This window comes from Halorubrum sp. SS7 (assembly GCF_005435055.1).
Classification (GTDB): Archaea; Halobacteriota; Halobacteria; order Halobacteriales; family Haloferacaceae; genus Halorubrum; species Halorubrum salinarum.
In genome coordinates, this window is sequence record NZ_SGXV01000014.1 from 1 (window position 1) to 23,156 (window position 23,156).

Sequence of the window (23,156 nt, forward strand, 5' to 3'; positions counted from 1 at the left end):
GGAGATGCCCAAAGCCGAGGTCGGGAACGTGGGCATGACCTTCGCGGAAAGCGAGGTGCGCCACATGGACGCCTACAGTCACCTCCTCGACGTCTTGGGAATCACGGACGACTTCGAGCAGGTGACGGAGGAGCCGGCGATGAAAAAGCGGATCGAGTACCTCGACGAGTACCTGGACAGAAGCGAGAGCGACGACGAACGGGAGTACGTGATGAGCATCCTGCTGTTCAGCGCGTTCGTCGAGCACGTATCGCTGTTCAGCCAGTTCCTCATCATGACGAGCTTCGACAAGCACGAAAAGAAGTTCACGGGGATAGCGAACGCCGTCGAAGCGACCAGCAAGGAGGAGCAGATTCACGGGCTGTTCGGGGTCGAACTGGTAGAGACGATCAGAGCGGAGAATCCGGACCTCTTCGACGACGATTTCGAGGACGAGGTCCAAGCGGCCTGCCGGCAGGCCTACGAGGCGGAGACGGAGATCCTGGACTGGATATTCGAGGACGGGGAACTGGAGTTCCTCCCCCGCCCCCACGTCGACGCGTTCCTGCGAGACCGGTTCAATCGGAGCCTGGAAAACGTCGGCGTGGACCCGATATTCGAGCCGGACGACGACCTGCTCGAAGAGACGCGCTGGTTCGACGAGGACATCATGATGACGAAGGATAACGACTTCTTCAGCAAGCGGTCGACCACGTACAACAAGCACACGCAGAGCGTTACCGCGGAGGACATGTTCTAAAATGGCACAAACAGCACTCGACGGCGTTTCGGAACAGTACACGGAACCGTTCTACTGGTTGAACGAGGACAGCAGGGAGTTCCTCAGAGAGGGGTACCTGATCGAGGGCGTCGAAGCGGAAGAGCGGGTCAGACAGATCGCCGAGCGCGCCGAAGAGATCCTCGGTGAGGATGGGTTCGCGGACCGGTTCTACGAGTACATGAGCCGCGGCTTCTACAGCCTCGCCAGCCCGATATGGGCCAACTTCGGACTGGACAGGGGGCTTCCCATCAGCTGCTTCGGCAGCTACATGGAAGACAACATCGAGAGCATCCTCTACACCCAGGCCGAGGTGGGTGAGATGACGAAGCAGGGCGGCGGCACGAGCGGGTACTTCGGCGAGCTGCGGCCGCGGGGCAGTCCGATAACGAACAACGGCAAGAGCAACGGGAGTTACAGCTTCACGGAGCTGTTCGACACGATCATCAACGTCATCAGCCAGGGCGAAACCCGGCGCGGGCAGTTTGCCGGCTACATCGACGTCGAACACGACGACTTGGAGGAATGGCTCAACATCAAAACCGAGGGGGACCCGGTACAGGACATCTACTACGGCGTCATCGTCGGTGACGACTGGTTCCAGGCGATGATCGACGGCGACGAAGAGAAGCGAGAGACCTGGGCGGACATCATCGAGACCCGGATCAACGTCGGCGTTCCGTACATCATCTTCCGGGGGAACATGAACGAGGGGAAGCCGCAGGTCTACAAGGACAAGGACTACCAGATAAACGCGTCCAACCTCTGTACCGAGATAGCGCTGCCGGCCACCGCGGACGAGAGCTTCGTCTGCTGTCTCTCGAGCATGAACGCGCTCCACTACGACGAATGGAAGGACACCGATGCGGTGGAGACGCTGACCCGGTTCCTGGACGCGGTGATGGAGGAGTTCATCCAGCGCACGGAGGGCGTCCGGTTCATGGAGCGGGCCGTGCGGTTCGCGAAGCGACACAGAGCGATAGGGATCGGCGTCCTCGGGTGGCACAGCTACCTCCAGCGCAACATGATCCCCTTCGACAGCATGGAGGCGATGGAGAAGAACGAGGAGATATTCCGGACCATCAGAGAGCGGAGCTACGAGGCGAGCGAAGCGCTCGCCGACGAGTTCGGGGAGCCGGAGGTGCTCGAAGGGTACGGCAGGCGGAACACGACGACGATGAGCGTGGCTCCGACGAAGTCGAGCAGCGTCATTCTGGGGCAGGTCAGTCCGAGCATCGAGCCGCTGAAGTCGAACTACTTCGTGCGGGACGGTGCGAAGCTGAAGTCGACGCAAAAGAACAGGTTCCTTCAGGCGATACTGGCGGAGCGGGGCGAAGACACCCGCGAGGTCTGGGACAGCATCGCGAACAAGGACGGGAGCGTCCAGCACCTCGACTGCCTGACCGACCGAGAGAAAGAGGTGTTCAAGACCTTCGCCGAGATCCCGCAGATGGCGATCATCAATCAGGCGGCACAGCGGCAGAAACACATCGACCAAGCACAGAGCGTGAACGTCTCGATCGACCCGAGCGAAGTGAGCGTGAAAGAGATCAATCAGCTCTACATCGAAGCGTGGAAGAAGGGCGTCAAGAGCCTCTACTATCAGCACAGCGTGAACGCCGCACAGAAGTTCAGTCGAGACATTCTCGAGTGTCGGGCCTGTGAGAGCTGATCGCTCCTCGTAGTCGGCCTGCCCGTTACCCCGGTCCCTCCGTCTTCGAATCCAGGTCGCCGTCGGGCTGCTCCGGGCTGTCGACCCCGAGAACGCCGGCGGCCTGAGAACGCGCCCCGTCGCGCGGCCGCGACCCCGCTCCCGGCCTAATCGCTCGGCCGCTCGCTCTCCGTTTCGAGGTCGATGTCGGCCTCGTCGACCTCGAACTCCTCCACCTCGCCGTCCGGGATCCCCTCGCCGTCGCGGCTCGCCGAGAGGTTCTCGTCGGAGTAGCTGTCGAGCTCCTCTAACGCGGACTCGATGTCCTCTAACCCGAGCATCTGCTCCGTCTCCGCGTCGAACTCCTTGCTCTCGAGGCCCTCCATCTCCTGGACGTCGGAGCCGGAGAGGGCCTTGCCGTAGCGGCCGACCAGACTCGTCAGCTCCTGCGGGAGGACGAACGTGGTGGACTCGCCCTTGCCGATCTCTTCGAGGGTCTCCATGCCGCGCTCGATGATGGCGCGCTCGCCCATCGACTCGGCGGACCGCGCCCGCAGCACGGTCGAAATGGCGTCCCCCTGCGCTTCGAGGATCTGGGACTGCTTTTCGCCCTGCGCGCGGATGATGTTGGACTGCTTGTCGCCCTCGGCCTGCTCGACGGCGGAGCGGCGTTCTCCCTGCGCTTCGAGGATCATCGCGCGACGGCGGCGCTCCGCGCCGGTCTGTTGCTCCATCGCGCGCTGGACCTCCTGTGACGGACTCACCTCGCGGACCTCGACGGCCTCGACGCGGATCCCCCACTCGTCCGTGGGCTCGTCGAGCTCCTCGTTGATCCGGTCGTTGATCAGCTCCCGCTGCGAGAGCGTGTCGTCGAGCTCCATGTCGCCGATGACCGCGCGCAGGGTGGTCTGCGCGAGGTTCGAGACGGCGTTCTTGTAGTTATCGACCTCCAGAAACGCCTTCTTGGCGTCCATCACCTTGATGTAGACGACCGCGTCGGCGGTCACGGGGGAGTTGTCCCGCGTGATCGCCGACTGGCTCGGCACGTCGATCGTCTGCGTCCGCATGTCGAAGGCGTACGTCCGCGAGACGAACGGCGGGATGACGTGAACGCCCGGTTCGAGCAGCTTCCGGTACTCGCCGAAGACGGTGAGCGCCTCCTTGTCGTAGGCGTCGACGATCTCGACGGCGCTGACGACCGTGACGGCCGCCAGCAGCACCGCGAGCGCCGCGACGCCGAAGACGAGGCTCTGCCCGAGGAGGGCGACCCCGACGAGGAGGGCGACGCCGAGCGCGAGGTACTGCCAGACCCCGTCCGGGACCTCCGCCAGCAGATCCTCCAGCTCGGCGGACTCGCCGCGCGGACCTTGTGTTCCCATACCCGAAGTTACGGCCGGACGCTGTTAACGGTTCGCACGAGTCCGCGCCCGATCCGCGTCGCGCCCGTCGATTCTCTCCCGCGGCGCCGGACTCCGAGATACCGGAAAGGTCGGCACGGGCCGGCCGGGTTTAACTGGTCGGCGGTCGAACCGAGGGGTATGCCATCCGACGAGGAGACAGACGGCCCCCGATTCAGCACGCGAAGCGTCCACGCCGGCGAGGACCCGGACCCGACGACCGGGGCCCGCTCGACGCCCATCTACCAGACGACCGCCTACCAGTTCGACGATGCCGACCACGCGGCGGACCTCTTCGCGCTCGAAGAGGCCGGCAACGTCTACTCCCGGCTGATGAACCCGACCAACGCCGCCCTCGAAGAGCGGATCGCCTCGCTGGAGGGCGGCGTCGGCGCGGTCGCGACCGCCTCGGGCATGGCGGCGCTCGACGTGACGACGTTCCTGCTCGCCTCGGCGGGCGACAACATCGTCTCCTCGTCGGCGCTGTACGGCGGCACGTACACCTACCTCACCCACTCGGTCGAGCGCCGCGGCGTCTCGACGCGGTTCGTCGACCCCCTCGACTACGAGGGCTACGCCGAGGCCATCGACGAGGACACCGCCTACGTCCACCTCGAAACGATCGGCAACCCCGCCCTCGTCACGCCGGACATCCAGCGGATCGCGGACATCGCGCACGAGCACGGCGCCCCGCTGTTCGTCGACAACACGTTCGCGACGCCGTACCTCTGCCGGCCGCTCGAACACGGCGCGGACCTCGTCTGGGAGTCGACGACGAAGTGGCTCACCGGCAACGGCACCACGGTCGGCGGGGTCGTCGTCGACGGCGGCTCGTTCCCGTGGGCCGAGCACGCCGAGAAGTACCCGGAGATCGCACAGGACAACCCCGCGTACCACGGGATCAACTTCGCCGAGCGGTTCGGCGACGCCGCGTTCACCTTCGCCGCGATCACCCGCGGGCTCCGCGACCTGGGCGACCAGCAGTCGCCGTTCGACGCCTGGAACACGCTCCAGCAGACGGAGTCGCTCCCGCTGCGGATGGACCGCCACTGCGAGAACGCCGGGATCGTCGCCGAGTACCTCGCGGACCACGACGAGGTCGCGTGGGTGAACTACCCCGGCCTGGAGGACCACGAGACCCACGAGGAGGCGACGGAGTACCTCGACGGGGGGTACGGCGGCATGCTCACCTTCGGGCTGGAGGCCGGCTACGAGGCGGCGCGGGCGACCGTCGAGGAGGCGGACCTCGCCTCGCTGGTCGCGAACGTCGGCGACGCGAAGACGCTCGTCATCCACCCGGCGTCGACCACGCACCAGCAGCTGACGGACGAAGAGAAGGAGGCCGCGGGCGTCACCGACGACATGGTTCGCCTCTCGGTCGGCATCGAGGACCCCGCGGACATCGTCGCCGACTTAGAGGCCGCCATCGAGGCGGCGACGGCGTAGTCACGCGCGGCCCGTTTCCGGCGGTCTGAGTCCGTTGAAATCCTCGGGAACTGGTACAAACGCCGTGCGAGATACAGCGGATCTAATCAGCACAGGACTGCGTTGTTTCCTCGGTCTAAACGACGAATCAGCCGATAGATTGCGCTTGCGTATTGAACAGGACCACACCTGATGAAGCTATTAGATGCTTCGGATACTCCTCCGAAGTATGAATGGAGCACCCCTCAAGCTCCGACGAGCGGACGAGGCCACTCTCTCTTATATCGAAACTAAACTTGAAGCGAACGGTTTGCCGTCTCAGGACGTACGGTCGAAACCCGACTGCTTCTACATCGGTTACGATGGAGACGAACGAATCGGCGCCGCAGGTATCGAAATTTATGACACTGACGGTCTTCTACGGTCGGTCGTCGTCGAAGAAGCTGTGCGAGGCCAGGGATACGGAACAGCGCTCTGTGCGGCTGCGGAAACGGAAGCGCAATCTGCCGACGTTGACACGCTGTACCTGTTGACGACGAACGCTCCTGGTTTCTTTACCGAGCTAGGATACGTAGAAATAGATCGAAGTGTAGCTCCAAGAGCTATTCAGCAAACTACAGAATTCGACGACCTTTGCCCTTCAACAGCCACCTGTATGAAGAAAACTCTGTAGCACCAGATTTGTTCTCTAGCCCTCTGTGCTGAGCGATTCAAGAGAGGCGTCTTGACCGACTCGCACTCTACATTCAGCCCGCCGCGAGGAACAAATCAGCAGTTGCGGATCTCAACAGGGGCGACGGAGTCTCACCGAGCTATCGTCCTTCCGACCTACTCCTCGAACCCGTCCTCCCACCGGAACGTCCCGTTCCGCTGGACGACCTCGCCGTCGACCTCCATGCGCGAGTCGGCGCTCACGTCGGTGATCATGTCGACGTGGACCGCGCTGTCGTTGCCCGATTCGCCCTCCGGAAGACAGGCGTCGTAGGCCCGGCCGACCGCGAGGTGGACGGTGTCGCCCATCTTTTCATCGAAGAGGATCGAGTCGGTGAAGCGGTCGATGCCGCGGTTCATCCCGATACCGAGTTCGCCCAACCGGCGGGCGCCCGCGTCGGTGTCGAGGATGTCCGCGAGCGCCTCTTCGCCCGACTCGGCCGAGAAGTCGACGACCTCACCGCCCTCGAACGCGAGGCGAACGTTCCGGACGCGCGTCGCGTCGATGGTCATCGGCACGTCGAAGAAGACCTCGCCCTCGGTGTCGTACGGGGCGGTGAACACCTCACCAGAGGGGAGGTTGTGGGAGTCGTACGCGACGGAGGCCGCGGAGTTGACCGCGGTGCGGCCCGCGATCGACATCCGCACGTCGGTGTCGGGCGCGTCGTCGCGCTCGGTGACGATCCGGACCTCCTCGCCCGCGTCGAGCACGTCTTTCATCTGCGCCATCTCCTCGGCGAGCGACTCCCAGTCGCGGAGGACGGCGTCGTACACGAAGTCGCAGTACTCCTCGTAGGCCATCCCCGCCTGCTGGGCGAGGGAGCGAGTGGGGTGGACCGTCGACACCCAGTCGGTGTCCATCCGCGCCTCGCGGACGCCCTTGCGCGCCGTCGCGTACGACTGCCGGGTCGGTCGAGCGACGTCCGCCGACGCGGTGGTGTTTCGCCCGCCCCCGATCCGGAGGTAGGCGTCGGCGGCCTCGAAGATCGCGCGGTCGACGGCGGGGTCCGAATCGAAGTCGTCGGCCTCGACGTCGCCGTCGGTCCCGGCCTCGACGCCCTTGAGGTAGGCGCGCGAGACCTCGCTCGACCCGTACAGCGTCGTGACGTTCGCCCCGCGCTCGCCGAGCGCCGCGGCGACCGCGACGCCCAGCTCGTGGGCGTCCTCCGCCACGCTCACGACGACGTCGTCGCCGGCCTCGACCCGCGCGCTCCAGTCGACGAGCACCTCGGCGTGCTCGCGTACGCGTTCGTCCATTACGCGGTGTGTCGTGGAGGAGCGGTAAATCGGTGCCGGGACGGTGATCAATCACACGTAATCGAGGGCGCGACATCCCTCGCCGACGCGTCGACCACTTGTTCTGTCGGACCTGCGAAAAACACCGCCAAAGCCCCAGCCGCGAGGGCGGCGCACGCTCGCTGCGGTCCTCAGTCGTTCGCTCCGCTCACTCCCTGCGGTCCTTACGTCGCCTGCGACCCCCTCACGACTGCCCCTTTGAGTCCCACCCCGCCCCGCACAGCACCTCGTGCCTCCCCAGCCTCGTCGCTGGCGCCGACGGCGCCAGCGACTCCCTCGCGCGTGCGACTCGCGACCGCCTTCGGCGGCCGCTCGCCGGCACGCGCCACCGCGCTATTTAAATGGCTCGTGGAGGAGACGGCGAGGCCGTCACTCGCGCTCCCCGTGAATGGCCTCAAAGAGCCCGACCGCGAGCAGCGCGACGCCGCCGAGCCCGCCGCCGAGCCTCGCCAGTCCGAAGAGCGGGGTCCGGTCCAGCCGCTCCCGCGAGTAGCTTCCGAGGACCCTGTACGACTCCCCGTCGACGCGCAGGTCGTCGGTCCCGGCGAGCCGGTCGGCGCAGTTGGCGTCACCGAGCGCCCACTCCCCGGCGGTCGAGGTGCGTTCGACGAGGAGGTCGACCGATCCGGGCGCGACCCGATACCCCCGGATCGAGACGTTGCGCCCGTCGGCGAGGGCGACCGCGGCGTCGGCGCAGCGCGCGGGGAGCTCGGCGGCGTTCACGGTCGCGTGCTGGTCGAGCCCCGCGCCCGCCCGAAACGTCGCCTCCCAGCCGACGACGCTCACGTCCGCGGCGGCGGCGAGCAAGAGGAGGGCGCCCGGGACGGCGAGGAGTCGGCGGTCCATCGCGCCGGACGGATTCGGGCGAGCGCGGCATATGCTTTATGCGGTGCGCCCGGCGACGTGGCTGGACCGTCGACCGCCGTGCGGCGACGTTACGGACTCGCCAGACGCTCCGGGTTCGGCCGCTCAGACGCTCTCCGTCGCCGGGTCCTCGCCCCAGTTCCGGCGTCGCAGGTCGGCGAACATCACCACCCCGATCGACAGGAGGCCGGCGCCGACGAACAGCGCCTCTTCGCCTGCCCAGAAGAACGGGACTGCGGGCGCGTACGACGCGGCGATTCCGAGGCACCCCAGCATGAGCATCCCCGCGGTGAACGCCTGAAGCACGGTCTTCGTAGACATGCTACGTGTACGCGTGATAACGAGAAATAGCTGTCTGCGACAGCCCTCCGCCCGGAACCGCCCCGTCCGCGCCGTCGCGCGTCGTCACCCCGAGGGGCCGCGACTCGGGAGGGACCGCGCCGACCGGATTACTCCAAGTCGAGCAGCGCCGCGATCTCGTCGAGGTAGTCGTCGTAGACGCCGACGGCGGACTCGATCGGGTCGGGAGAGGCCATGTCGATGCCGGCGAGCTCGACGACCTCCAGCGGGTACTTCGAGCCACCGGCCTTCAGCATCTCGCGGTAGTCGGCGGCCGCGGACTCGCCCTCGTCGAGGACGCGCTCGACGATGGCGGCCGCGGCGGAGATGCCGGTCGCGTACTGGTAGACGTAGAAGTCGTAGTAGAAGTGGGGGATGCGCTGCCACTCGCGCTCGATGCCGCCCGTGAGCTCGGCGGGCGCGTAGTAGTCGGCCTTCAGGTCGCCGTACATCTCGTCGAACGCGTCGGGGGTGAGCGCGTCGCCGGCCTCGACGCGCTCGTGGATCCGCTGTTCGAACGTCGCGAACATCGTCTGCCGGAAGAGGGTGGAGCGGAAGCGCTCGAGATACTCGTCGAGGACGTGGGTGCGGAGCTCGTCGTCCTCCACGGTGTCGAGCAGGTGGTGGGTGAGCAGCGTCTCGTTGACCGTGGAGGCGATCTCCGCGACGAAGATCTCGTAGCTCGCGTCGTGCCACGGCTGGGCGTCGCCCGCCAGCTCCGAGTGCATCGAGTGGCCGAGCTCGTGGGCCAGGGTGTACATCGACGCGATGTCGTCCTGGTAGTTCATCATGATGTACGGCTGGGTGTCGTACGTGCCCGAGGAGAACGCGCCCGAGCGCTTCCCGCGGTTCTCGTACACGTCCACCCACCGCGAGTCGAGCCCTTCGGCCAGCCGCTCCTGGTAGGCGTCGCCGAGCGGCGCGACCGCCTCGATCACCCACTCGCGGGCCTGCTCGTACTCCACGTCCGGCCCCTGGTCGCCCGTCAGCGACATGTAGAGGTCGTGGCTCTGGAGCTGGTCGACGCCGAGCGCCGCCTCCTTCAGCGCCGCGTGGCGGTGGAGCACGTCGAGGTTGTCGTCGACGGTGTCGACGAGGGTGTCGTACACCTCGACCGGGACGTTCGAGTCGTCGAGCGCGGCGGCCCGCGCGGAGTCGTAGTCGCGGATCTCGGCGCTCGTGACGTGCTCGCGGACGGCCTTCTCTAAGGAGGTGCCGACCGTGTTGCGCACGTCGGCCCACTCGTCGTAGAACGTCTCGTGGACGCGCTCGCGGAACTCGCGGTCCGGGTTCGTCTGGAGCTTGGTGAAGTTCGCCTGCGTGATCTCCACCTCCTCGCCGTCGGGGTCCTCGACGACGCCGTAGGTCATGTCGGCGTTCGTCAGCATCGAGTAGATCTCGCTCGGCGCGTCGGTGACCTCCGAGAGGTCCGCCAGCACCTCCTCGACCTCGCTCGACCGCGTGTGCGGCTTCTTTCGCAGCACGTCGTCGAGGTAGTGCTCGTACTCGGCGAGGGCGGGCTCGTCGTCGACGAACGCCTCGACGTCGGCCTCCGTGAGCGACTGGATCTCCGGTTCGAGGTACGAGACCGCGCTCGACGCCTCGGAGCCGAGCGACGACGCCCGCGCGGACATCGCCTGGTACTCCTGGTTCCGCGTGTCCTCGGCGCTGCGCAGGCGGGCGTAGGTCATCACCTGCTGGAGCTCGCGGAATATCTCCTCGCGCAGTTCGAGCAGTTCGAGGAGGGTGGCGGCGTCCTCGACCGCCCGCCCCTCGTAGGCGGCCAGCTCGTCGACCCGGTCGGCGACCGTCTCGTAGGCCGACTCCCACGCCTCGTCGTCGGCGTAGATGCCGTCGAGGTCCCACTTGTACTCGGTGTCGATCTCGGACCGCTCGGGAACCGAACTCATACCGTTCGGGTCGGCCTCCCGCACACTAAGCCTTGTCAAACCCCGCGCGGCGGACCGATATGCGTGTGAACCGGCGCCACCCGTGGCGTGTCAACGCGACTCGCCCCGCCCGCCGCCGTCCTCGCCCCCGGCCCACGCCGCGAGGTCGACGACCAGGACGAGCGCGTCCTCGCCGTCGCGGTAGTAGCCGCCGACCCGGCGGATCGGCTCGAACCCCTCGTCGGCGTACAGCGACCGCGCCGGGTCGTTCCCCTCGCGCACTTCGAGCCGGACGACGGCCACGCCGGTCGCGCGGAGGCGGGCCAGCGCCGACCGGAGGAGGGTCCGGCCGATCCCCTCGCCGCGGGCGTCGGGGTCGACGGCCAGGTCCTTTACGTGGCCGATGTCGCGGCCGTGGTTCGGCGTCCGGTCGGCGACGACGAACCCGACGACCGCGCCCGCCCGCTCCGCCACGAGGAACGCCGGCTCGTCCAGCAGTCGCTCGAAGGCGTCGTGCGGCCACGGGTCCGAGAAGCAGGCCCGCTCGATCCGGACCACCGCGAGGAGGTCGGCGGACTCGGCCCCTCGGATCGTGACGTCGGCGGCGCTCACGGGTCAGCTTGCGGCCCGCGGGGAATAAACGCGCCGGGTCGACCGGGGCGGCGGCGCGCCGCCCCGCTCACGCGTCGATCCAGGGTTCGTCCGGGTCGGCGTCGGCGGGACCGGGCGCACGCACCTCGAAGCAGGCGCCGTCCGGCGGCCGGAGCCGGCGACCGTCGGCGAGGTCCACGGGGCCGTCCGCGGTCGTCCGCAGCTCGACGCGCCACCCGTGCGACTCGACCACCTCGCGGACGATGTCGAGCCCGTAGCCCGTCCCGTCCGCTCGCGTCGTGTACCCGGAGTCGAACACGGAGTCCCGGTCGTCGGGGTCGATCCCGGTCCCGTCGTCGGCGACGAGGAACCCCTCGTCGGTGGCGGTGACGAGGACGGTGAGATCGCCGTCCGCGTCGTTGTCGGCAGACGCGGTCGCGTCGTCCCGGGAGTCGGGCGCGTCGCCGCCGGAGTCGGTCGCGTCGTCGCTCGACTCGGACGCTCCCGCCTCCGAGGCGTCCGGCTTCCCGTGTTCCGTCGCGTTTCGGAACAGGTTCTCCAGCGCCTGGCGCACCCGGCCGCGATCGCCGTACACCCGCGCGTCGCGGGCGACGACGAGGTCCGCGTCGTCCTCGCCCTCGGCGGCGGTCTCCCAGGCGTCGCGGGCGACGCTGGCGAGCGCGAACTCCATCGGCTCGTCCATCCCGGTCCCCTGCCGCGCGAGGGTGAGCAGCTCCGAGACGAGCTGGTCGATCCGGTCGACGGCGCGCTCGCCGCGCTCGAGGGGCTCCGCCTCGCCGCGCAGCCGCGCCATCTCGATCGACCCCCGGATCACCGACAGCGGGTTCCGCAGGTCGTGCGAGACGATGCTCGCGAAGCGGTCGAGCCGCTCGTTGCGGTCGGCGAGCCGCCGCTCGCGCGCCTTCCGCGTGCTCACGTCCCGGGAGTTGATGAGCAGCTCGCCGACGGGGCTGTCGGCCGGGAGCGAGCGGGTCCGCGACTCCAGCCAGACCCAGTCGCCGTCGGCGGTTCGGTAGCGGTACTCCAGCGTCGGGGACGTGTCCGGCTCGTTGAGCGCGCGGTAGAACCGCTCGGTCACGCGTTCGCGGTCGTCCGGGTGGACGTAGCCGAGGGGGGAGCGCCCGACGGTCGACCCCTGCTCGTAGCCGAGCACCTCCGCGACGGAGGGGCTCTCGTAGACGACGAGGCCGTCCTCGTCGACCACGGTGACGAGGTCGCTGCCGTACTCTAAGAAGGCGCGATAGCGCTCCGGGAAGGTGCGGTCGACGTCGACGCGCCGGACCGTGACGATCCGCCCGCCGAACTGCGGGGCGAGCTCCTCGTCGACGACGGACTCGACCCACGCGTACCCGCCGCTCGCGCGGCGGATGCGGTGGGTGACCGTCCGGCTCGTCGCGACCGCGGACAGCGCGTCGGCGACCGGCTCGCGGTCGCTCGGGTGGACGCGGTCGAGGAGGTCGCTGCCCACGAGCGCGCCCCGGCTCACACCGACGACGTCCGGCGCCGACGGCCCCGCGAACAGCACTTCGCCGTCGACGGCCACGGCGAGCAGGAAGCGGTCCGCCTCGGCGAGCCGAGACCGGCGCTCGGCGGGCGTCGCGTCGACGCCGGCCGACGCCTCGTCGGCGTCGGCTGAGGGCGGTGTCGATCGGCCACCGTCGCCGCTGTCGTCCGACGGGGTCGCCCGCTCCCCGCCGGCGGGCGGGGCGTCGACGGCGGATCGGTCCTTGGCGTCGGGGGCGTCGCCCTCGTCGGCGCCGCGGCCCGGCGTCGACGTGTCGGATGGCCGGAGGGTCACAGTCAGTTCTACCAAATGGTACGACTACGAGGTGATAAAACCGCGCGCCCTCGAAATCAGAACTGATAATTGGATACCGTCGCCCCGGCCCTCACACCTCGTCGACGACGGTGCCCTCGGCCCACGCGGCCTCGAAGCCCTCGCGTACGCGGGCGGCGAACCCGCGGTCGCGCAGGTCGAGCATGCCGAACAGCCGGTCGGGCGCGAGCGGGTCGGCGACCTCCAGGCACACCTCCTCGCCGTCGATGAGGTAGAAGTTCCCGTACGCGTCCTGCGTGATCCGCAGCTCGAAGGGCCCCTGCGCGATCGTCAGCGTCGCGCGGTCCTCGTCGACGGCGGCGCGGGCGTCGTCGAACACGCTCGGCGAGAGCAGCACGGACACGTCGACGCCGCTCCGGATCGACGCGAGGAGCCGGTCGAGCAGCTCCGGCCCCTCGCGGTCGACGTCGAACTGCGCCGAGACGTCGGTGGCGACGACGACGATCGACTCCTCGGCGGCGTCGATCCGCTCGAAGAGGAGGTCGAGCGAGTCGTCGGCGCCGACCGCCGCGGTCCAGAACTCGTCGTCGGTCGCCTCGGCGTCGGCCAGCCGGTCGATCAGCTCCGACTTGCCGGACTCGTACGTCTCGATCCGCTGTCGCAGCTCCCGCCGCTTCGCCTCGACGAGGCGGTCGACGGCGACCGCGGGCTCGACGGGCGCGTACCGCTTCGGCTCGCGGTCGGTCTGGACGCGGACGAGCCCCCGCGACTCCAGCCCGCCGAGCGCGTCGTAGATGCGCCCCTTCGGCACGCCGCTCTCCTCGGCGGCGGCCGCGGCGGTGCCGGTGCCGAGCGTCAGCAGCGCGCGGTACGCCCGGTCCTCGTAGCTCGACAGGCCGAGGTCTCGGAGCGACTCCATGCGTTCACCGTGGCGGTCCCGCTACAAAGCGTCGGCGTTCCCTCTCGCGCCGATATATAAAAGAACGGACGCACAACGGTCGACTGTTTCGAAGACCGCCCGATGAACTCGGTCGGTCGTTGCTCGATGAATCGCTTTGACGGAGCTGTAAACGGCTTCGCGGCGGTTTCGGAACGATTCGTTCCGCCGTCCGTCACGGCGAATTATCTACGGAAACAGATACGTTGTTGTCACAGGTTCCCGAAGGGTATTACGTCGCAGCCCCGTACCAGTTCGCAACCAACATGAGTCGAATTCGGACGGCGGCCGTCCTCGTGCTCGTCGCGTCGCTTCTCGCGACGGGGACGGTGGTCGCGCAGCAGGCGAACGACACGGTGCGCGGCGACCCCGACATCGAGGCGTTCGCGCCGGAGACGGCCTTCGTCCCCGGCGAGGAGTCGACGCTCCAGGTGAGCCTGAACAACCGCGGCGACATCGACGCGCAGGGCGCCGACAACCTCGAGAGCGAGGTGGTGACCGCCCACGAGACCACGGCCCGGATCCTCACGGGCGACGCGACGAACCGCGAGGTCCCCTTCGACGTGCGGACCGGCGAGCAGACGGTCGGCGACGTCGCGCGCGGCGTCACGGGACCGATCGAGTTCACCGTCGTCCCCGACGCGGACGCCGAGCCGGGCGTCTATCAGGTCCCGATCCGGCTGGAGTACCGGAACGTCGAGAGCGCCGAGGTGGACGACGGCTCCACCGTCCGCGACGAGGAGATCGTGACCGAGACGGTGTACGTGTCCGTGGAGATCACCGACCGCGCGCAGTTCGCGGTCGTCGACGTCGACGGCGTCGTCCAGGCCGGCGACGACGGCATCGTCGAGGTGACGATGCGGAACGTCCGGAACGAGACGGCCTACGAGGCGAGCGTCGCCGCGAACCCGGTCGACCCCGACCTGTCATTCGCCACCGACGCGGGCACGACCGAGACGTACGTCGGCGCGTGGGCGCCGGGCGAGAACCGCACGTTCGCTTATCGGTTCGCCGCCGCCGGCCAGGCGACCGCGCGCGCGTCGACGCTGGAGTTCGAGGTCGACTACCGCGACGCCGAGCGCGCGAACGCCGCCGCGCGGACGGTCCGGACCGGCGTGACGCCGCTCTCGCGGCAGGCGTTCACCGCGCGCGGCCTGAACAGCACGCTGCGCGTCGGCGAGGACGGCTCCTTCACCGTCGAGGTGCGCAACCGCGGGCCCCGGGACGTCGAGAACGCGGTCGTCGTGTTCAGCAACGAGGCGCCCGCGCCCGACGGCGTCGGCCAGGACACGGTCCAGACGGACCAGAACATCGTCCCGCGCTCGACGCGGGACACGATCGGCGACCTCGCGGTCGGCGAGACCGCGACCGCGACGTTCGACGCCGGCCTCCGCACCGACGCCAACCCCGGGCCGCGGACGGTCAACGTGGCGGTCCGCTACCGCGGGATCCCCACCGACGAGGGCGTGAGCGCCAGCCGGACCGACGACGGGAGCGTCTCGCTCGTCTCGACGGGGTCGGCGGGCGACGTCATCGTCTCCGACTCGCTCGACGTGGTCGTCGACGTCGCGCCCGAGGCGGACGTCTTCGCGGTGTCGCCCGCGGCGAACGCGACCGAGCCGGCGGCGGTGACGCCGGGGTCGACGGTCCAGTACCGCGCGGTCGTCCGCAACACCGGCCCGGAGCCGATCTCCAACGTCCAGGCGAAGCTGTTCGTCGACTCGCCGCTCTCCTCGTCGGACGACGAGGCGTTCGTCACCGACCTCGACCCGGGCGAGCAGACCACGATCACCTTCGAGGTGGCGGTCGACGGCGGCGCGACGCCGAAGACGTACGCGGCCGCGGTCGACTTCCGGTACGACGACGCCGACGGCGACGAGCAGCTCTCGGACACCTACCGGCTCCCGGTCGAGGTGACCGACACCGACGACAGCGGGGCGCTCTCCTCGCCGCTGGGGATCGTCGCCCTGCTCGGCGCCGTCGCGGTCGGCGGCGCGGTCGTCTGGCAGCGCGGTCGGGTGAGCGCGGCGATCGCTCGGCTCCGCAGCCGGCTCCGCTCTCGATAGATGGACCCCGTCAGTCGGCTGTTCGGCGCGATCACCGACCGGGTCGTCGAGCGGCCGCGCCGGGTCGTGATCGCCTGTCTCGTCGTCACCGCCCTGTTCGCGCCCGGCATGGCGCTGCTGGAGGCGAGCGCGGGCAGCGACCAGTTCACCGACGGGATCGAGGAGGCCGACGCCCTTGACCGCGTGAACGAGCGGTTCGAGCCCGCGTTCGGGGGTGACGACCCGACGACGCAGCTGATCCAGCGCGACGCGAACGTGCTCGACCGCCGCGGCCTGCTCGACATGCTGGCGACCGCCGAGCGGCTCGACGAGCGCGACGGGTTGCGGGTGACCGACTTCTCCGCGCCCGCGATGGACGTGGCGGCCGAGTTGGACGAGGACGCCGACACGCCCGCGGCGGCCCGCGACGCGATCGAACGGGCCAGCGACGGCGAGATCGACGACGCGGTCGACGCCGCCGCGGAGGATCCCGGCTTCGCGACGCTGCTGTCCGACGACTTCAACCGCGAGTCCGGGACGGCCTCCGCGTCGCTCGGCGTCGTCTCCCACTCGTTCCCGGCCTCGGCCGACACGCAGGCGATCCAGCAGGAGGCCCGCACGGTCGCCGAGGAGGCCCCCGGCGACATCACCGCGTTCGGCGGCGGGATCGTCGACGACGAGTTCCAGCGCGTCATCTTCGACTCGCTGTCGATCGTCGTGCCCGCGGCGCTGGCCGTGATCCTCGGGCTCCTGGCGTACGCCTACCGCGACCCCTTCGACTTCGTGCTCGGCGGGATCGCGCTCCTGATGACGGTCGTGTGGACGTTCGGCTTCACCGGCTACGCGGGCATCGCCTTCTCCGAGGTGCTGATCGCGGTGCCGGTCCTCCTCCTCGCGATCGGGATCGACTTCGGGATCCACACGGTGAACCGCTACCGCGAGGACCGTGCTGCGGGCGCGCCGCCCGAGACGGCGATGCGCGGCGCCTTGGGCCAGCTCGTGGTGGCGTACTCGATCATCGCCGGCACGACGATCATCGGCTTCCTCGCGAACCTCACCAGCTCGTTGCCCCCGCTCCGGGAGTTCGGCGTCGTCGCCGGGCTCGGCATCTGTTTCACCCTCGTCATCTTCGTCGGCTTCCTCCCGGCCGCCAAGCTGATGCTCGACCGCTGGCGCGCCGAGCGCTCGCTGCCCGAGTTCGGTTCGCGCCCCCTCGGCTCCGAGGAGTCCGCGCTCGGGCGGTTCCTCCCCAAGCTGTCCGCCATCTCGCGGCCCGCGCCCGCCGTCTTCCTCGTCGCCGTCCTGCTCGTCACCGCGGGCGCCGCGGGCTACGGCGCGGGCGTCGACACCACCTTCGAGCAGGACGACTTCCTGCCGCCGAGCGAGGAGCCGGCGTACGTCGACTACTTCCCCGGCCCGCTCCAGCCCGGCGAGTACACCGCGACGGAGACGATCAACTTCCTCTCCGACAACTTCGCCACGAGCGAGGACGACACCGTCACCATCTACGTGGAGCGGCGGATGACCAGCGACAGCGCCCTCCGCAGCCTCGCGCGCGCAGAGCGCGACCCGCCCGACACGTTCGTCACGGTCGACGGCCGCGCCAGCGCCGAGAGCGTCCAGAGCGCGATCGACGCGTACGCCGCGGAGGACCCCGAGTTCGAGCGGCTGGTCGAGAACTCCGCGCTCGACGACGGCCGCCCGAACCGGAACCTCGACCGGATCTACGCCGAGCTGCGGAACTCGCCGTACGACGACTTCACCGGCGAGTACCTCGCGGACGACGGCCGCTCGGCCCGGATCGTCTACGCCGTCGAATCCGACGCCAGCGACGCCGAGATCACCGCTGACGCCCGCCGCGTCGCCGACCGCTACCGCGGCGACGCGACCGCGACCGGGCAGATCGTCGTGTTCCAGGCGGTCGCCGACACGATCTTCGAATCCGCGATCGTCTCGCTGGCGGCCGCACTCGGGCTCTCCGCGGTGTTCCTCGTCATCCTGTTCTGGCTGCTGCTCGGCAGCCCGACGCTGGGGCTCGTCACGCTCGTCCCGGTGACGGTCGCGGTCGCGACGCTCACCGCCACGATGCGGCTCGGCGGCATCCCGTTCAACGCGATCACCGCGACGATCCTCGCGATCACCATCGGGCTCGGGGTGGACTACACCGTCCACGTCGCCCACCGGTTCCACGACGAGTACGCCGCGGGCGGCGACGTCGACGCCGCGGTGGTCACCACGCTCCGCGGGACGGGCGGCGCGCTCACCGGCACGTGGGCGACGACCGCCCTCGGCACGGGCGTGCTCGTCCTCGCTATCACCCCGATCCTCGGTCAGTTCGGGCTGCTCACGGCCGCCAGCATCACGCTCGCGTACCTGGCGTCGCTGATCGTGTTGCCCCCGGCGCTCGTCGTCTGGGTCGCCGTCGTCGAGCGCCGCCCCGAACTCCTGTTCGTCGGGCGCTTCCTCGGCGCCGCGGGCGCTATCGACGCCGACGCCGAGGGCGACGCGACCGACCGGGCCCGGACCGACGGCGGCACGGACGACGACGCCTTCGAGTGGCAGACCGACCCGCGGCCGCCCGCCGAGGATCCGAGTCAGAAGCGTTAAACGCTCGCCGCGGGTACCGGCTCGTGAGGGCGCGTAGCTCAGCGGACAGAGCACTTGGTTCCGGACCAAGATGCCGCGGGTTCAAATCCCGTCGCGCCCGTTACGTTTTCTGACAAGACGGATTGACACGACGGCGGTCAGGCGTGTATCTGTCGAACCCCAGTAACGGGCGTCTCGCTGCCGCCGCCGAGGTCGCGTTGGTGTAACTCCGGGGCAGCATCGCTCCGCCGACGCGATCGCCAACGGGCCGCTCAGGCCGACCGGTCGCCGACGAACCGTTCCGGGGCGACCGAGCGAACGATCCGGGACGGGCGCACGGCGCGCCCGCTAACGAGCAGGAAGCCGACGAATATCACGCCGAACCCGACGACGGACAGCGCCGAGAGGGTCTCCCCGAGCAGCGCCCACCCGCCCACGGCCGAGACGACCGGGACGAAGTAGAACAGCAGGTTCGCCCGCGTCGCGTCGGTCTCGTCGATCAGCGCGAAGTAGGCGAGGTACGCGACGGCGCCCGAACAGACGCCGACGTACAGCAGCGCGGCGACCGCGACGGGCGGCACCGCGAGCGAGGCCACGGACTCGCCGGCGCCGACGCTGAGGGCGTGCGAGAGGACGGCGGCCAGCGGGACCCCCCAGACGGTGCGGGCGGTGCTCGACAGCGTCGCCTCGGCGCGGCGGATCGCCACCGCACCGAACGCGCTCGTCACCGCGGCCGCGAAGAGGAGCGGGACGCCCATCCCGCCGCCGAGCAGCGCCGACGGCGAGGGGTTCGCCACCAGAACGACCCCGAGCAGTCCCAGCCCCATCCCGACGACGCCGCGGGCGGTGAGCCGCGCGTCCGCGAGCAGCATCCCGGCGAACACCGGGGTGAGGATCGGGTTCAGGCTGAAGACGACGGCCGCGACCCCGCTCGTCACGTACTGTTGCCCGACGAACAGCAGCGCGTTCGTCAGTCCGATCACCAGCACGCCGGTCGCGAGGATCCCGGCGACGTCGCCGGCGGTCCGCGGGCGGAGGTCCGCCCACGAGAGGCGCGTCGCCGCGAACGCGGCGAGGACGACGGCGCCGATGTCGAACCGCACGGCGACGAAGAACAGCGGCGGCAGGTGCGCGAGGCCGGTCTTGGCCGCGACGAACGTCCCGCCGAACAGCAGCGCCGAGACGGCGAACAGCGCGGCGGACCGTCGGGTGAACACGTTACCGTAACACCTCGGTCTCGTCGCCGGACGAACGGCCAATCGCAGCGGGAATATCGGTCACACTTCGGCGAACGTCGCCCGGACATATAACGAAATTCAGAAAACCTTCGGCAGCGCGAAACGCCCGCCCACTACGACAGCGTTTCATCCCGTGAAATCCCCGCGGGGAGCGAAGCCGGTTTATCCGCGAGGGCACTGTACCGCGTTATGGAGGCGCCGCTCGAAGCGATCGAGTTCCTCGCGCGCTCGACCAACCGCGTCGAGGTCCTGCGGCTGCTGGCGACCCGGCCGCACACGCGGGGCGAACTCGCGGCCGCGACCGGGGCGTCACAGGCGACGCTCGGCCGCATCCTCGAGGACTTCGCCGAGCGCTCGTGGGTCACGCGTGAGGGCGGCAGACACGTCGCGACCGCCACCGGCGAGCTGGTGGCGGACGGGATCGACGACCTCGTCGCCGTCTTGGAGACGGAGGGCAAGCTCCGCGACGTGGTCGCGTACCTGCCCACGGCCGAGTTCGGCTTCGACCTCCGGCGGCTCGCCGACGCGACGGTGACGGTGCCGAGCCGGACGCGACCGAGCGCGCCGCTTCAGCGCGTCCTCGACGGCATGGAGGGCGCGTCGACGCTGCGCGCGGTCTCGCACACGCTGAACGAGCAGAGCCTCTCGACGGCGCACGACCGCGTCGCCGCGGGGCGGCAGGCGTTCGAGGCCGTGCTCTCGCCGAGCGCGCTCGCGGCGCTCGCGGCCGACGACCGGCTGTGGACGCAGGTGCGCGCGCTCGCCGACCACGACGACGCCGAGATCCGCGTCGCCGACGGGGAGGTGCCGCTCTCGGTCACCGTCGCCGACGGCACCGTCTACCTGCTCGTCCGCGACGAGGGCGGGATCCTCCGCGCGGCGATCCACACCGACGACCCGGCCGTCCGCGACTGGGCCGGAGAGACGTTTTCGGCGTACTGGGCGGACGCGACGCCGTTCGATCCGGCGACGTTCGAAGCGTGACCCGTCGGCGCCCCGGTCCGCGGCGGAAGGGGCATCTTGACCGTCGGGGCCGGGTGAGAGCCGCCGGCCTCACCCGTGAAACCGGTACAGCGACGTGACGTACGGCAGCCGGTTGAGCATCCACACCGCGACCGGCACCCCCACGACCGTGACCGCGAGCGCCGAGGCGACGTTCGCCCACAGCAGGCTCAGCCACCAGCCGACGAGGACGAAGTAGCCCGCCCGCACGACGAGCGACCGCTGGCCGCGGGCCGAGTCGGGCTCCGAGAGCGACCGCGGCTCCGCGAGCGTGAGGGCCGTCGGCACGAGGTTGATCAGCTTGATACCGACCGGGAGGAGGACGACCGTGACGTTGAGCAGCCACGCGACGTTGACGACGACCGGCGTCGCCCACCAGCCGACGACGACGAACCACAGCGCGCGAACGAGCAGGGACCGTTGTGCCATTGCCTTGGGTAGCCGCTCAGGGGGGAAACCCGTGTCGTCGCACGGAAGCGTCGACACTCCCACACGGTCGTCGGCGGCGGTCGCCGTCCCGGCCGCCGTCGCGCTCGCCGACCCCAACCGACTTGCCCGGCGGGCGCGTCGCCCCGGCCATGTCCGATTCACCGGCCGGCTCGACGAGCCTCGAATTCGGCGTCCTCGGCACCGCTGGGATCGCCCGCAAAGCGGTCATCCCGGCTATCGCCGCCAGCGATCACACCGTCGGCGCGGTGGCGTCCCGCGACGCCGCCCGCGCGGAGCGGTTCGCGGCCGAGAACGGAATCCCCCGCAGCTACGGCTCCTACGAGGCCCTGCTCGACGACGACGCGCTCGATGCCGTGTACGTCCCGCTCCCGAACGGGGCCCACGCCGAGTGGACGAAACGCGCCGCCGACGCCGGCCTCCACGTCCTCTGCGAGAAGCCGCTCGCCGCCGACGCCGACGAGGCGCGCGACGCCGTCGCCCACTGCGACGAGCGGGGCGTCACGCTGATGGAGGCGTTCATGTACCGCTATCACCCCCGCACCGAGCGCGCCGTCGCGCTCGCGGCGGACGAACTCGACGACGTGCGCACGGTGACGGCGACCTTCCGCTTCCCGCTGTACGACCGCCCGAACGACGTGCGGCTCGACCCCGACCTCGCGGGCGGGTCGCTGATGGACGTTGGCTGTTACCCCGTCTCGCTCGCCCGGACGGTCCTCGGCGAGCCCGACCGCGCCTACGCCCACGCCGGCGACACCCGCGGCGCCGGGGTCGACACGGAGCTCGCGGGCGTGCTCTCGTACGACGACGGCCGCTCGGCGCGGGTCGCGTCCGGGTTCGACACCCAGCTCGTCCAGCGGTACCGCGTCGACGCGACGAACGGCTGGGTCGAAGTCGAGCGCGCGTTCGACGCGCCGACCGACGAGCCGGTGGAGCTGACGTACGATATCGACGGCCGACACGGGGTCGAGACGTTCCCCGCCGTCGACCAGTACCGGCTCCAGGTCGAGCACTTCGCCGAGCGCGTCGCCGACGGGAGCGCCCCCCTGACCGACGGCGAGGAGGCGATTGCGAACATGAGGGTCATCGACGCGCTCGCCGAGAGCGCCGCCGACGGCGGCCCGGTCGACCTCTGACCGCGGGAACCGGATCGCAGCCTTCGGGTCCCGTTACTGTGGCACGCGCGCCGCCGCGCGACTCACCGGTCGATCCCGCCCTCGCCGTCGATGACGTCGCGGACTTCTTCTCGGGTCGTCACCGCGAGGTCGCCGTCGGTGGTGCGTTTCAGCGCCGCGGTCGCCGACCCCCACCGGAGCGCCGCGGGGAGGTCGCCGCCGCGCAGCCGCTCGGCGACGAAGCCGGCGACGAACGCGTCGCCGGTGCCGATCGCGTCGAACGTCTCCGCCTCGTACACGTCCTGTTCGTACACCGATCCGTCGTGGAGCGCGACCGCTCCCTCCAGCCCGCGGGTGACGACCACCGTGTCGAAGCCGAATTCCGTGGCGAGCCCGTGGGCTATTTCGACGGCGCCGCCCTCGCGGTCGAGCACCTCCCGGGCGTCCCGCCGCGGGACGAACAGCGTGTCGACGTGTTCGAACAGGTCCTCGTAGGCCGCCCGCGCAGTCTCCGGGTCCCAGAGCTTCGCCCGGTAGTTCAGGTCGAACGAGCGGGTCGTCCCCGCCTCGCCGGCGGTCCGTAACAGCGCGGCCGTCGTCTCGGCGGTCGCCTCGGAGAGCGCGGGCGTGATCCCCGTGGTGTGGAACCAGTCCGCCGCCGCCACCGCGTCGGTCGGGAGCTCGTCGGGCTCGACGGTCGTGATCGCCGCGTCGGCGCGGTCGTAGATCACGTTCGTCCCGCGCGGCTCGCCGCCGTGCTCGAGGTAGTAGGTCCCCACGCGGCTCTCGTCCGCGTCGGCCCACGCGACGCCCGGGCGGACGCCGTGGCTCCGCAGTTCGGTCACGATCCGCCGGCCGAGCGGCGAGTCGGGGAGCTTCGAGAGCCAGCGGGCGTCGGCGCCGAGCCGCGCGGCCCCGACCGCGACGTTGCTCTCCGCCCCGCCGGCCTGGACGGTGAACTCGCGCGTCGTCTCCAGCCGCTCGCCCCGCGGCGGCGACAGCCGGAGCATCGTCTCGCCGAACGTGACGAGGTCGGTCATCGGCGCCACCCCGCGGCGCAGGTCTCGG

At 69.8% G+C, this 23,156-nt stretch carries 19 protein-coding genes and 1 tRNA gene; 9 read left to right on the forward strand and 11 right to left on the reverse strand.

Features of this window, described 5'->3' with window-relative positions:
• Both EXE44_RS12490 and EXE44_RS12495 read left to right on the forward strand, forming a co-directional pair.
• Window positions 1-739: ribonucleotide-diphosphate reductase subunit beta (locus EXE44_RS12490; protein ID WP_137717414.1), on the forward strand; the 739-nt coding region annotated here is incomplete at its 5' end.
• A 1-nt stretch (window position 740) separates the two neighbouring features.
• The gene (locus tag EXE44_RS12495; RefSeq protein WP_053770370.1) at window positions 741-2,429 is read left to right on the forward strand and encodes a ribonucleoside-diphosphate reductase subunit alpha; all 1,689 of its coding nucleotides are present in this window, start codon (window positions 741-743) and stop codon (window positions 2,427-2,429) included.
• Between the two features lie 146 nt (window positions 2,430-2,575).
• On the opposite strand, the gene EXE44_RS12500 is transcribed toward EXE44_RS12495, so the two are convergent.
• The gene (locus EXE44_RS12500) at window positions 2,576-3,787 is read right to left on the reverse strand and encodes an SPFH domain-containing protein (protein WP_137717415.1); all 1,212 of its coding nucleotides are present in this window, start codon (window positions 3,785-3,787) and stop codon (window positions 2,576-2,578) included.
• Between the two features lie 159 nt (window positions 3,788-3,946).
• Between EXE44_RS12500 and EXE44_RS12505 the strand changes: the two genes are divergently transcribed.
• Together EXE44_RS12505 and arsN2 are read left to right on the forward strand one after the other, a co-directional pair.
• Window positions 3,947-5,251: an O-acetylhomoserine aminocarboxypropyltransferase/cysteine synthase family protein gene (locus tag EXE44_RS12505; RefSeq protein ID WP_137717416.1), complete on the forward strand. Its 1,305-nt coding sequence runs from the start codon at window positions 3,947-3,949 to the stop codon at window positions 5,249-5,251.
• A 208-nt stretch (window positions 5,252-5,459) separates the two neighbouring features.
• Entirely contained in the window at window positions 5,460-5,903 is a 444-nt protein-coding gene (arsN2, locus tag EXE44_RS12510) for an arsenic resistance N-acetyltransferase ArsN2 (RefSeq protein ID WP_137717417.1), read from the forward strand.
• 155 nt (window positions 5,904-6,058) lie between these two features.
• Here arsN2 and EXE44_RS12515 read toward each other — a convergent pair whose 3' ends face one another.
• The 7 genes from EXE44_RS12515 to EXE44_RS12545 all read right to left on the reverse strand — a co-directional run bounded on the left by EXE44_RS12515 (window position 6,059) and on the right by EXE44_RS12545 (window position 13,637).
• On the reverse strand, window positions 6,059-7,198 hold the full coding sequence (locus EXE44_RS12515; RefSeq protein ID WP_137717418.1) for an aminopeptidase: 1,140 nt from the start codon (window positions 7,196-7,198) through the stop codon (window positions 6,059-6,061).
• Between the two features lie 408 nt (window positions 7,199-7,606).
• Window positions 7,607-8,083 (reverse strand): hypothetical protein, encoded by a 477-nt coding sequence (locus tag EXE44_RS12520; RefSeq protein ID WP_137717419.1) that lies wholly within the window; start codon window positions 8,081-8,083, stop codon window positions 7,607-7,609.
• Between the two features lie 123 nt (window positions 8,084-8,206).
• On the reverse strand, window positions 8,207-8,422 hold the full coding sequence (locus EXE44_RS12525; protein WP_137707060.1) for a hypothetical protein: 216 nt from the start codon (window positions 8,420-8,422) through the stop codon (window positions 8,207-8,209).
• A gap of 128 nt (window positions 8,423-8,550) precedes the next feature.
• Entirely contained in the window at window positions 8,551-10,350 is a 1,800-nt protein-coding gene (pepF, locus tag EXE44_RS12530) for an oligoendopeptidase F (RefSeq protein ID WP_137717420.1), read from the reverse strand.
• A 90-nt stretch (window positions 10,351-10,440) separates the two neighbouring features.
• Window positions 10,441-10,941, reverse strand: coding sequence for a ribosomal protein S18-alanine N-acetyltransferase (gene rimI, locus EXE44_RS12535; RefSeq protein WP_137717421.1), 501 nt, complete (start codon window positions 10,939-10,941; stop codon window positions 10,441-10,443).
• 67 nt (window positions 10,942-11,008) lie between these two features.
• Entirely contained in the window at window positions 11,009-12,739 is a 1,731-nt protein-coding gene (locus EXE44_RS12540; RefSeq protein WP_137717422.1) for a PAS domain-containing protein, read from the reverse strand.
• A gap of 91 nt (window positions 12,740-12,830) precedes the next feature.
• A complete protein-coding gene (locus tag EXE44_RS12545; RefSeq protein ID WP_137717423.1) occupies window positions 12,831-13,637 on the reverse strand; it encodes a TrmB family transcriptional regulator in 807 nt (268 codons plus the stop codon).
• A 284-nt stretch (window positions 13,638-13,921) separates the two neighbouring features.
• Here EXE44_RS12545 and EXE44_RS12550 point away from each other — a divergent pair, with 284 nt between their 5' ends.
• From EXE44_RS12550 to EXE44_RS12560, 3 genes are all read left to right on the forward strand, one after another.
• Window positions 13,922-15,721, forward strand: coding sequence for a COG1361 S-layer family protein (locus tag EXE44_RS12550; RefSeq protein WP_137717424.1), 1,800 nt, complete (start codon window positions 13,922-13,924; stop codon window positions 15,719-15,721).
• Window positions 15,722-18,307, forward strand: a complete 2,586-nt coding sequence (locus tag EXE44_RS12555) for an RND family transporter (protein ID WP_137717425.1) — start codon at window positions 15,722-15,724, stop codon at window positions 18,305-18,307.
• A 27-nt stretch (window positions 18,308-18,334) separates the two neighbouring features.
• A tRNA-Arg gene (locus EXE44_RS12560) sits at window positions 18,335-18,407 on the forward strand.
• A gap of 151 nt (window positions 18,408-18,558) precedes the next feature.
• Here the strand turns inward: EXE44_RS12560 and EXE44_RS12565 are convergent.
• The gene (locus EXE44_RS12565) at window positions 18,559-19,503 is read right to left on the reverse strand and encodes a DMT family transporter (protein ID WP_137717426.1); all 945 of its coding nucleotides are present in this window, start codon (window positions 19,501-19,503) and stop codon (window positions 18,559-18,561) included.
• A gap of 210 nt (window positions 19,504-19,713) precedes the next feature.
• Between EXE44_RS12565 and EXE44_RS12570 the strand changes: the two genes are divergently transcribed.
• Entirely contained in the window at window positions 19,714-20,508 is a 795-nt protein-coding gene (locus tag EXE44_RS12570; RefSeq protein ID WP_137717427.1) for a winged helix-turn-helix domain-containing protein, read from the forward strand.
• Window positions 20,509-20,577: 69 nt separating this feature from the next.
• Here the strand turns inward: EXE44_RS12570 and EXE44_RS12575 are convergent, their stop codons facing one another.
• Window positions 20,578-20,955 (reverse strand): YccF domain-containing protein, encoded by a 378-nt coding sequence (locus tag EXE44_RS12575; protein ID WP_137717428.1) that lies wholly within the window; start codon window positions 20,953-20,955, stop codon window positions 20,578-20,580.
• Window positions 20,956-21,104: 149 nt separating this feature from the next.
• On the opposite strand from EXE44_RS12575, the gene EXE44_RS12580 reads away from it, so the two are divergent.
• Window positions 21,105-22,109 (forward strand): Gfo/Idh/MocA family protein, encoded by a 1,005-nt coding sequence (locus tag EXE44_RS12580; protein WP_137717429.1) that lies wholly within the window; start codon window positions 21,105-21,107, stop codon window positions 22,107-22,109.
• A gap of 62 nt (window positions 22,110-22,171) precedes the next feature.
• On the opposite strand, the gene kdgK1 is transcribed toward EXE44_RS12580, so the two are convergent.
• The gene (kdgK1, locus tag EXE44_RS12585; protein WP_137717430.1) at window positions 22,172-23,128 is read right to left on the reverse strand and encodes a bifunctional 2-dehydro-3-deoxygluconokinase/2-dehydro-3-deoxygalactonokinase; all 957 of its coding nucleotides are present in this window, start codon (window positions 23,126-23,128) and stop codon (window positions 22,172-22,174) included.
• Between the last annotated feature and the right edge of the window lie 28 nt (window positions 23,129-23,156).

What these genes read in the sequence shown, in the direction of transcription:
- EXE44_RS12515 (WP_137717418.1), bottom strand. Translation starts at nt 7,198, where the DNA reads ATGGACGAACGCGTACGCGAGCACGCCGAGGTGCTCGTCGACTGGAGC.
- EXE44_RS12545 (WP_137717423.1), bottom strand. Translation starts at nt 13,637, where the DNA reads ATGGAGTCGCTCCGAGACCTCGGCCTGTCGAGCTACGAGGACCGGGCG.
- EXE44_RS12580 (WP_137717429.1), top strand. Translation starts at nt 21,105, where the DNA reads ATGTCCGATTCACCGGCCGGCTCGACGAGCCTCGAATTCGGCGTCCTC.
- EXE44_RS12570 (WP_137717427.1), top strand. Translation starts at nt 19,714, where the DNA reads ATGGAGGCGCCGCTCGAAGCGATCGAGTTCCTCGCGCGCTCGACCAAC.
- EXE44_RS12520 (WP_137717419.1), bottom strand. Translation starts at nt 8,083, where the DNA reads ATGGACCGCCGACTCCTCGCCGTCCCGGGCGCCCTCCTCTTGCTCGCC.
- EXE44_RS12575 (WP_137717428.1), bottom strand. Translation starts at nt 20,955, where the DNA reads ATGGCACAACGGTCCCTGCTCGTTCGCGCGCTGTGGTTCGTCGTCGTC.
- EXE44_RS12555 (WP_137717425.1), top strand. Translation starts at nt 15,722, where the DNA reads ATGGACCCCGTCAGTCGGCTGTTCGGCGCGATCACCGACCGGGTCGTC.
- kdgK1 (WP_137717430.1), bottom strand. Translation starts at nt 23,128, where the DNA reads ATGACCGACCTCGTCACGTTCGGCGAGACGATGCTCCGGCTGTCGCCG.
- pepF (WP_137717420.1), bottom strand. Translation starts at nt 10,350, where the DNA reads ATGAGTTCGGTTCCCGAGCGGTCCGAGATCGACACCGAGTACAAGTGG.
- arsN2 (WP_137717417.1), top strand. Translation starts at nt 5,460, where the DNA reads ATGAATGGAGCACCCCTCAAGCTCCGACGAGCGGACGAGGCCACTCTC.
- EXE44_RS12525 (WP_137707060.1), bottom strand. Translation starts at nt 8,422, where the DNA reads ATGTCTACGAAGACCGTGCTTCAGGCGTTCACCGCGGGGATGCTCATG.
- EXE44_RS12550 (WP_137717424.1), top strand. Translation starts at nt 13,922, where the DNA reads ATGAGTCGAATTCGGACGGCGGCCGTCCTCGTGCTCGTCGCGTCGCTT.
- EXE44_RS12500 (WP_137717415.1), bottom strand. Translation starts at nt 3,787, where the DNA reads ATGGGAACACAAGGTCCGCGCGGCGAGTCCGCCGAGCTGGAGGATCTG.
- EXE44_RS12505 (WP_137717416.1), top strand. Translation starts at nt 3,947, where the DNA reads ATGCCATCCGACGAGGAGACAGACGGCCCCCGATTCAGCACGCGAAGC.
- EXE44_RS12495 (WP_053770370.1), top strand. Translation starts at nt 741, where the DNA reads ATGGCACAAACAGCACTCGACGGCGTTTCGGAACAGTACACGGAACCG.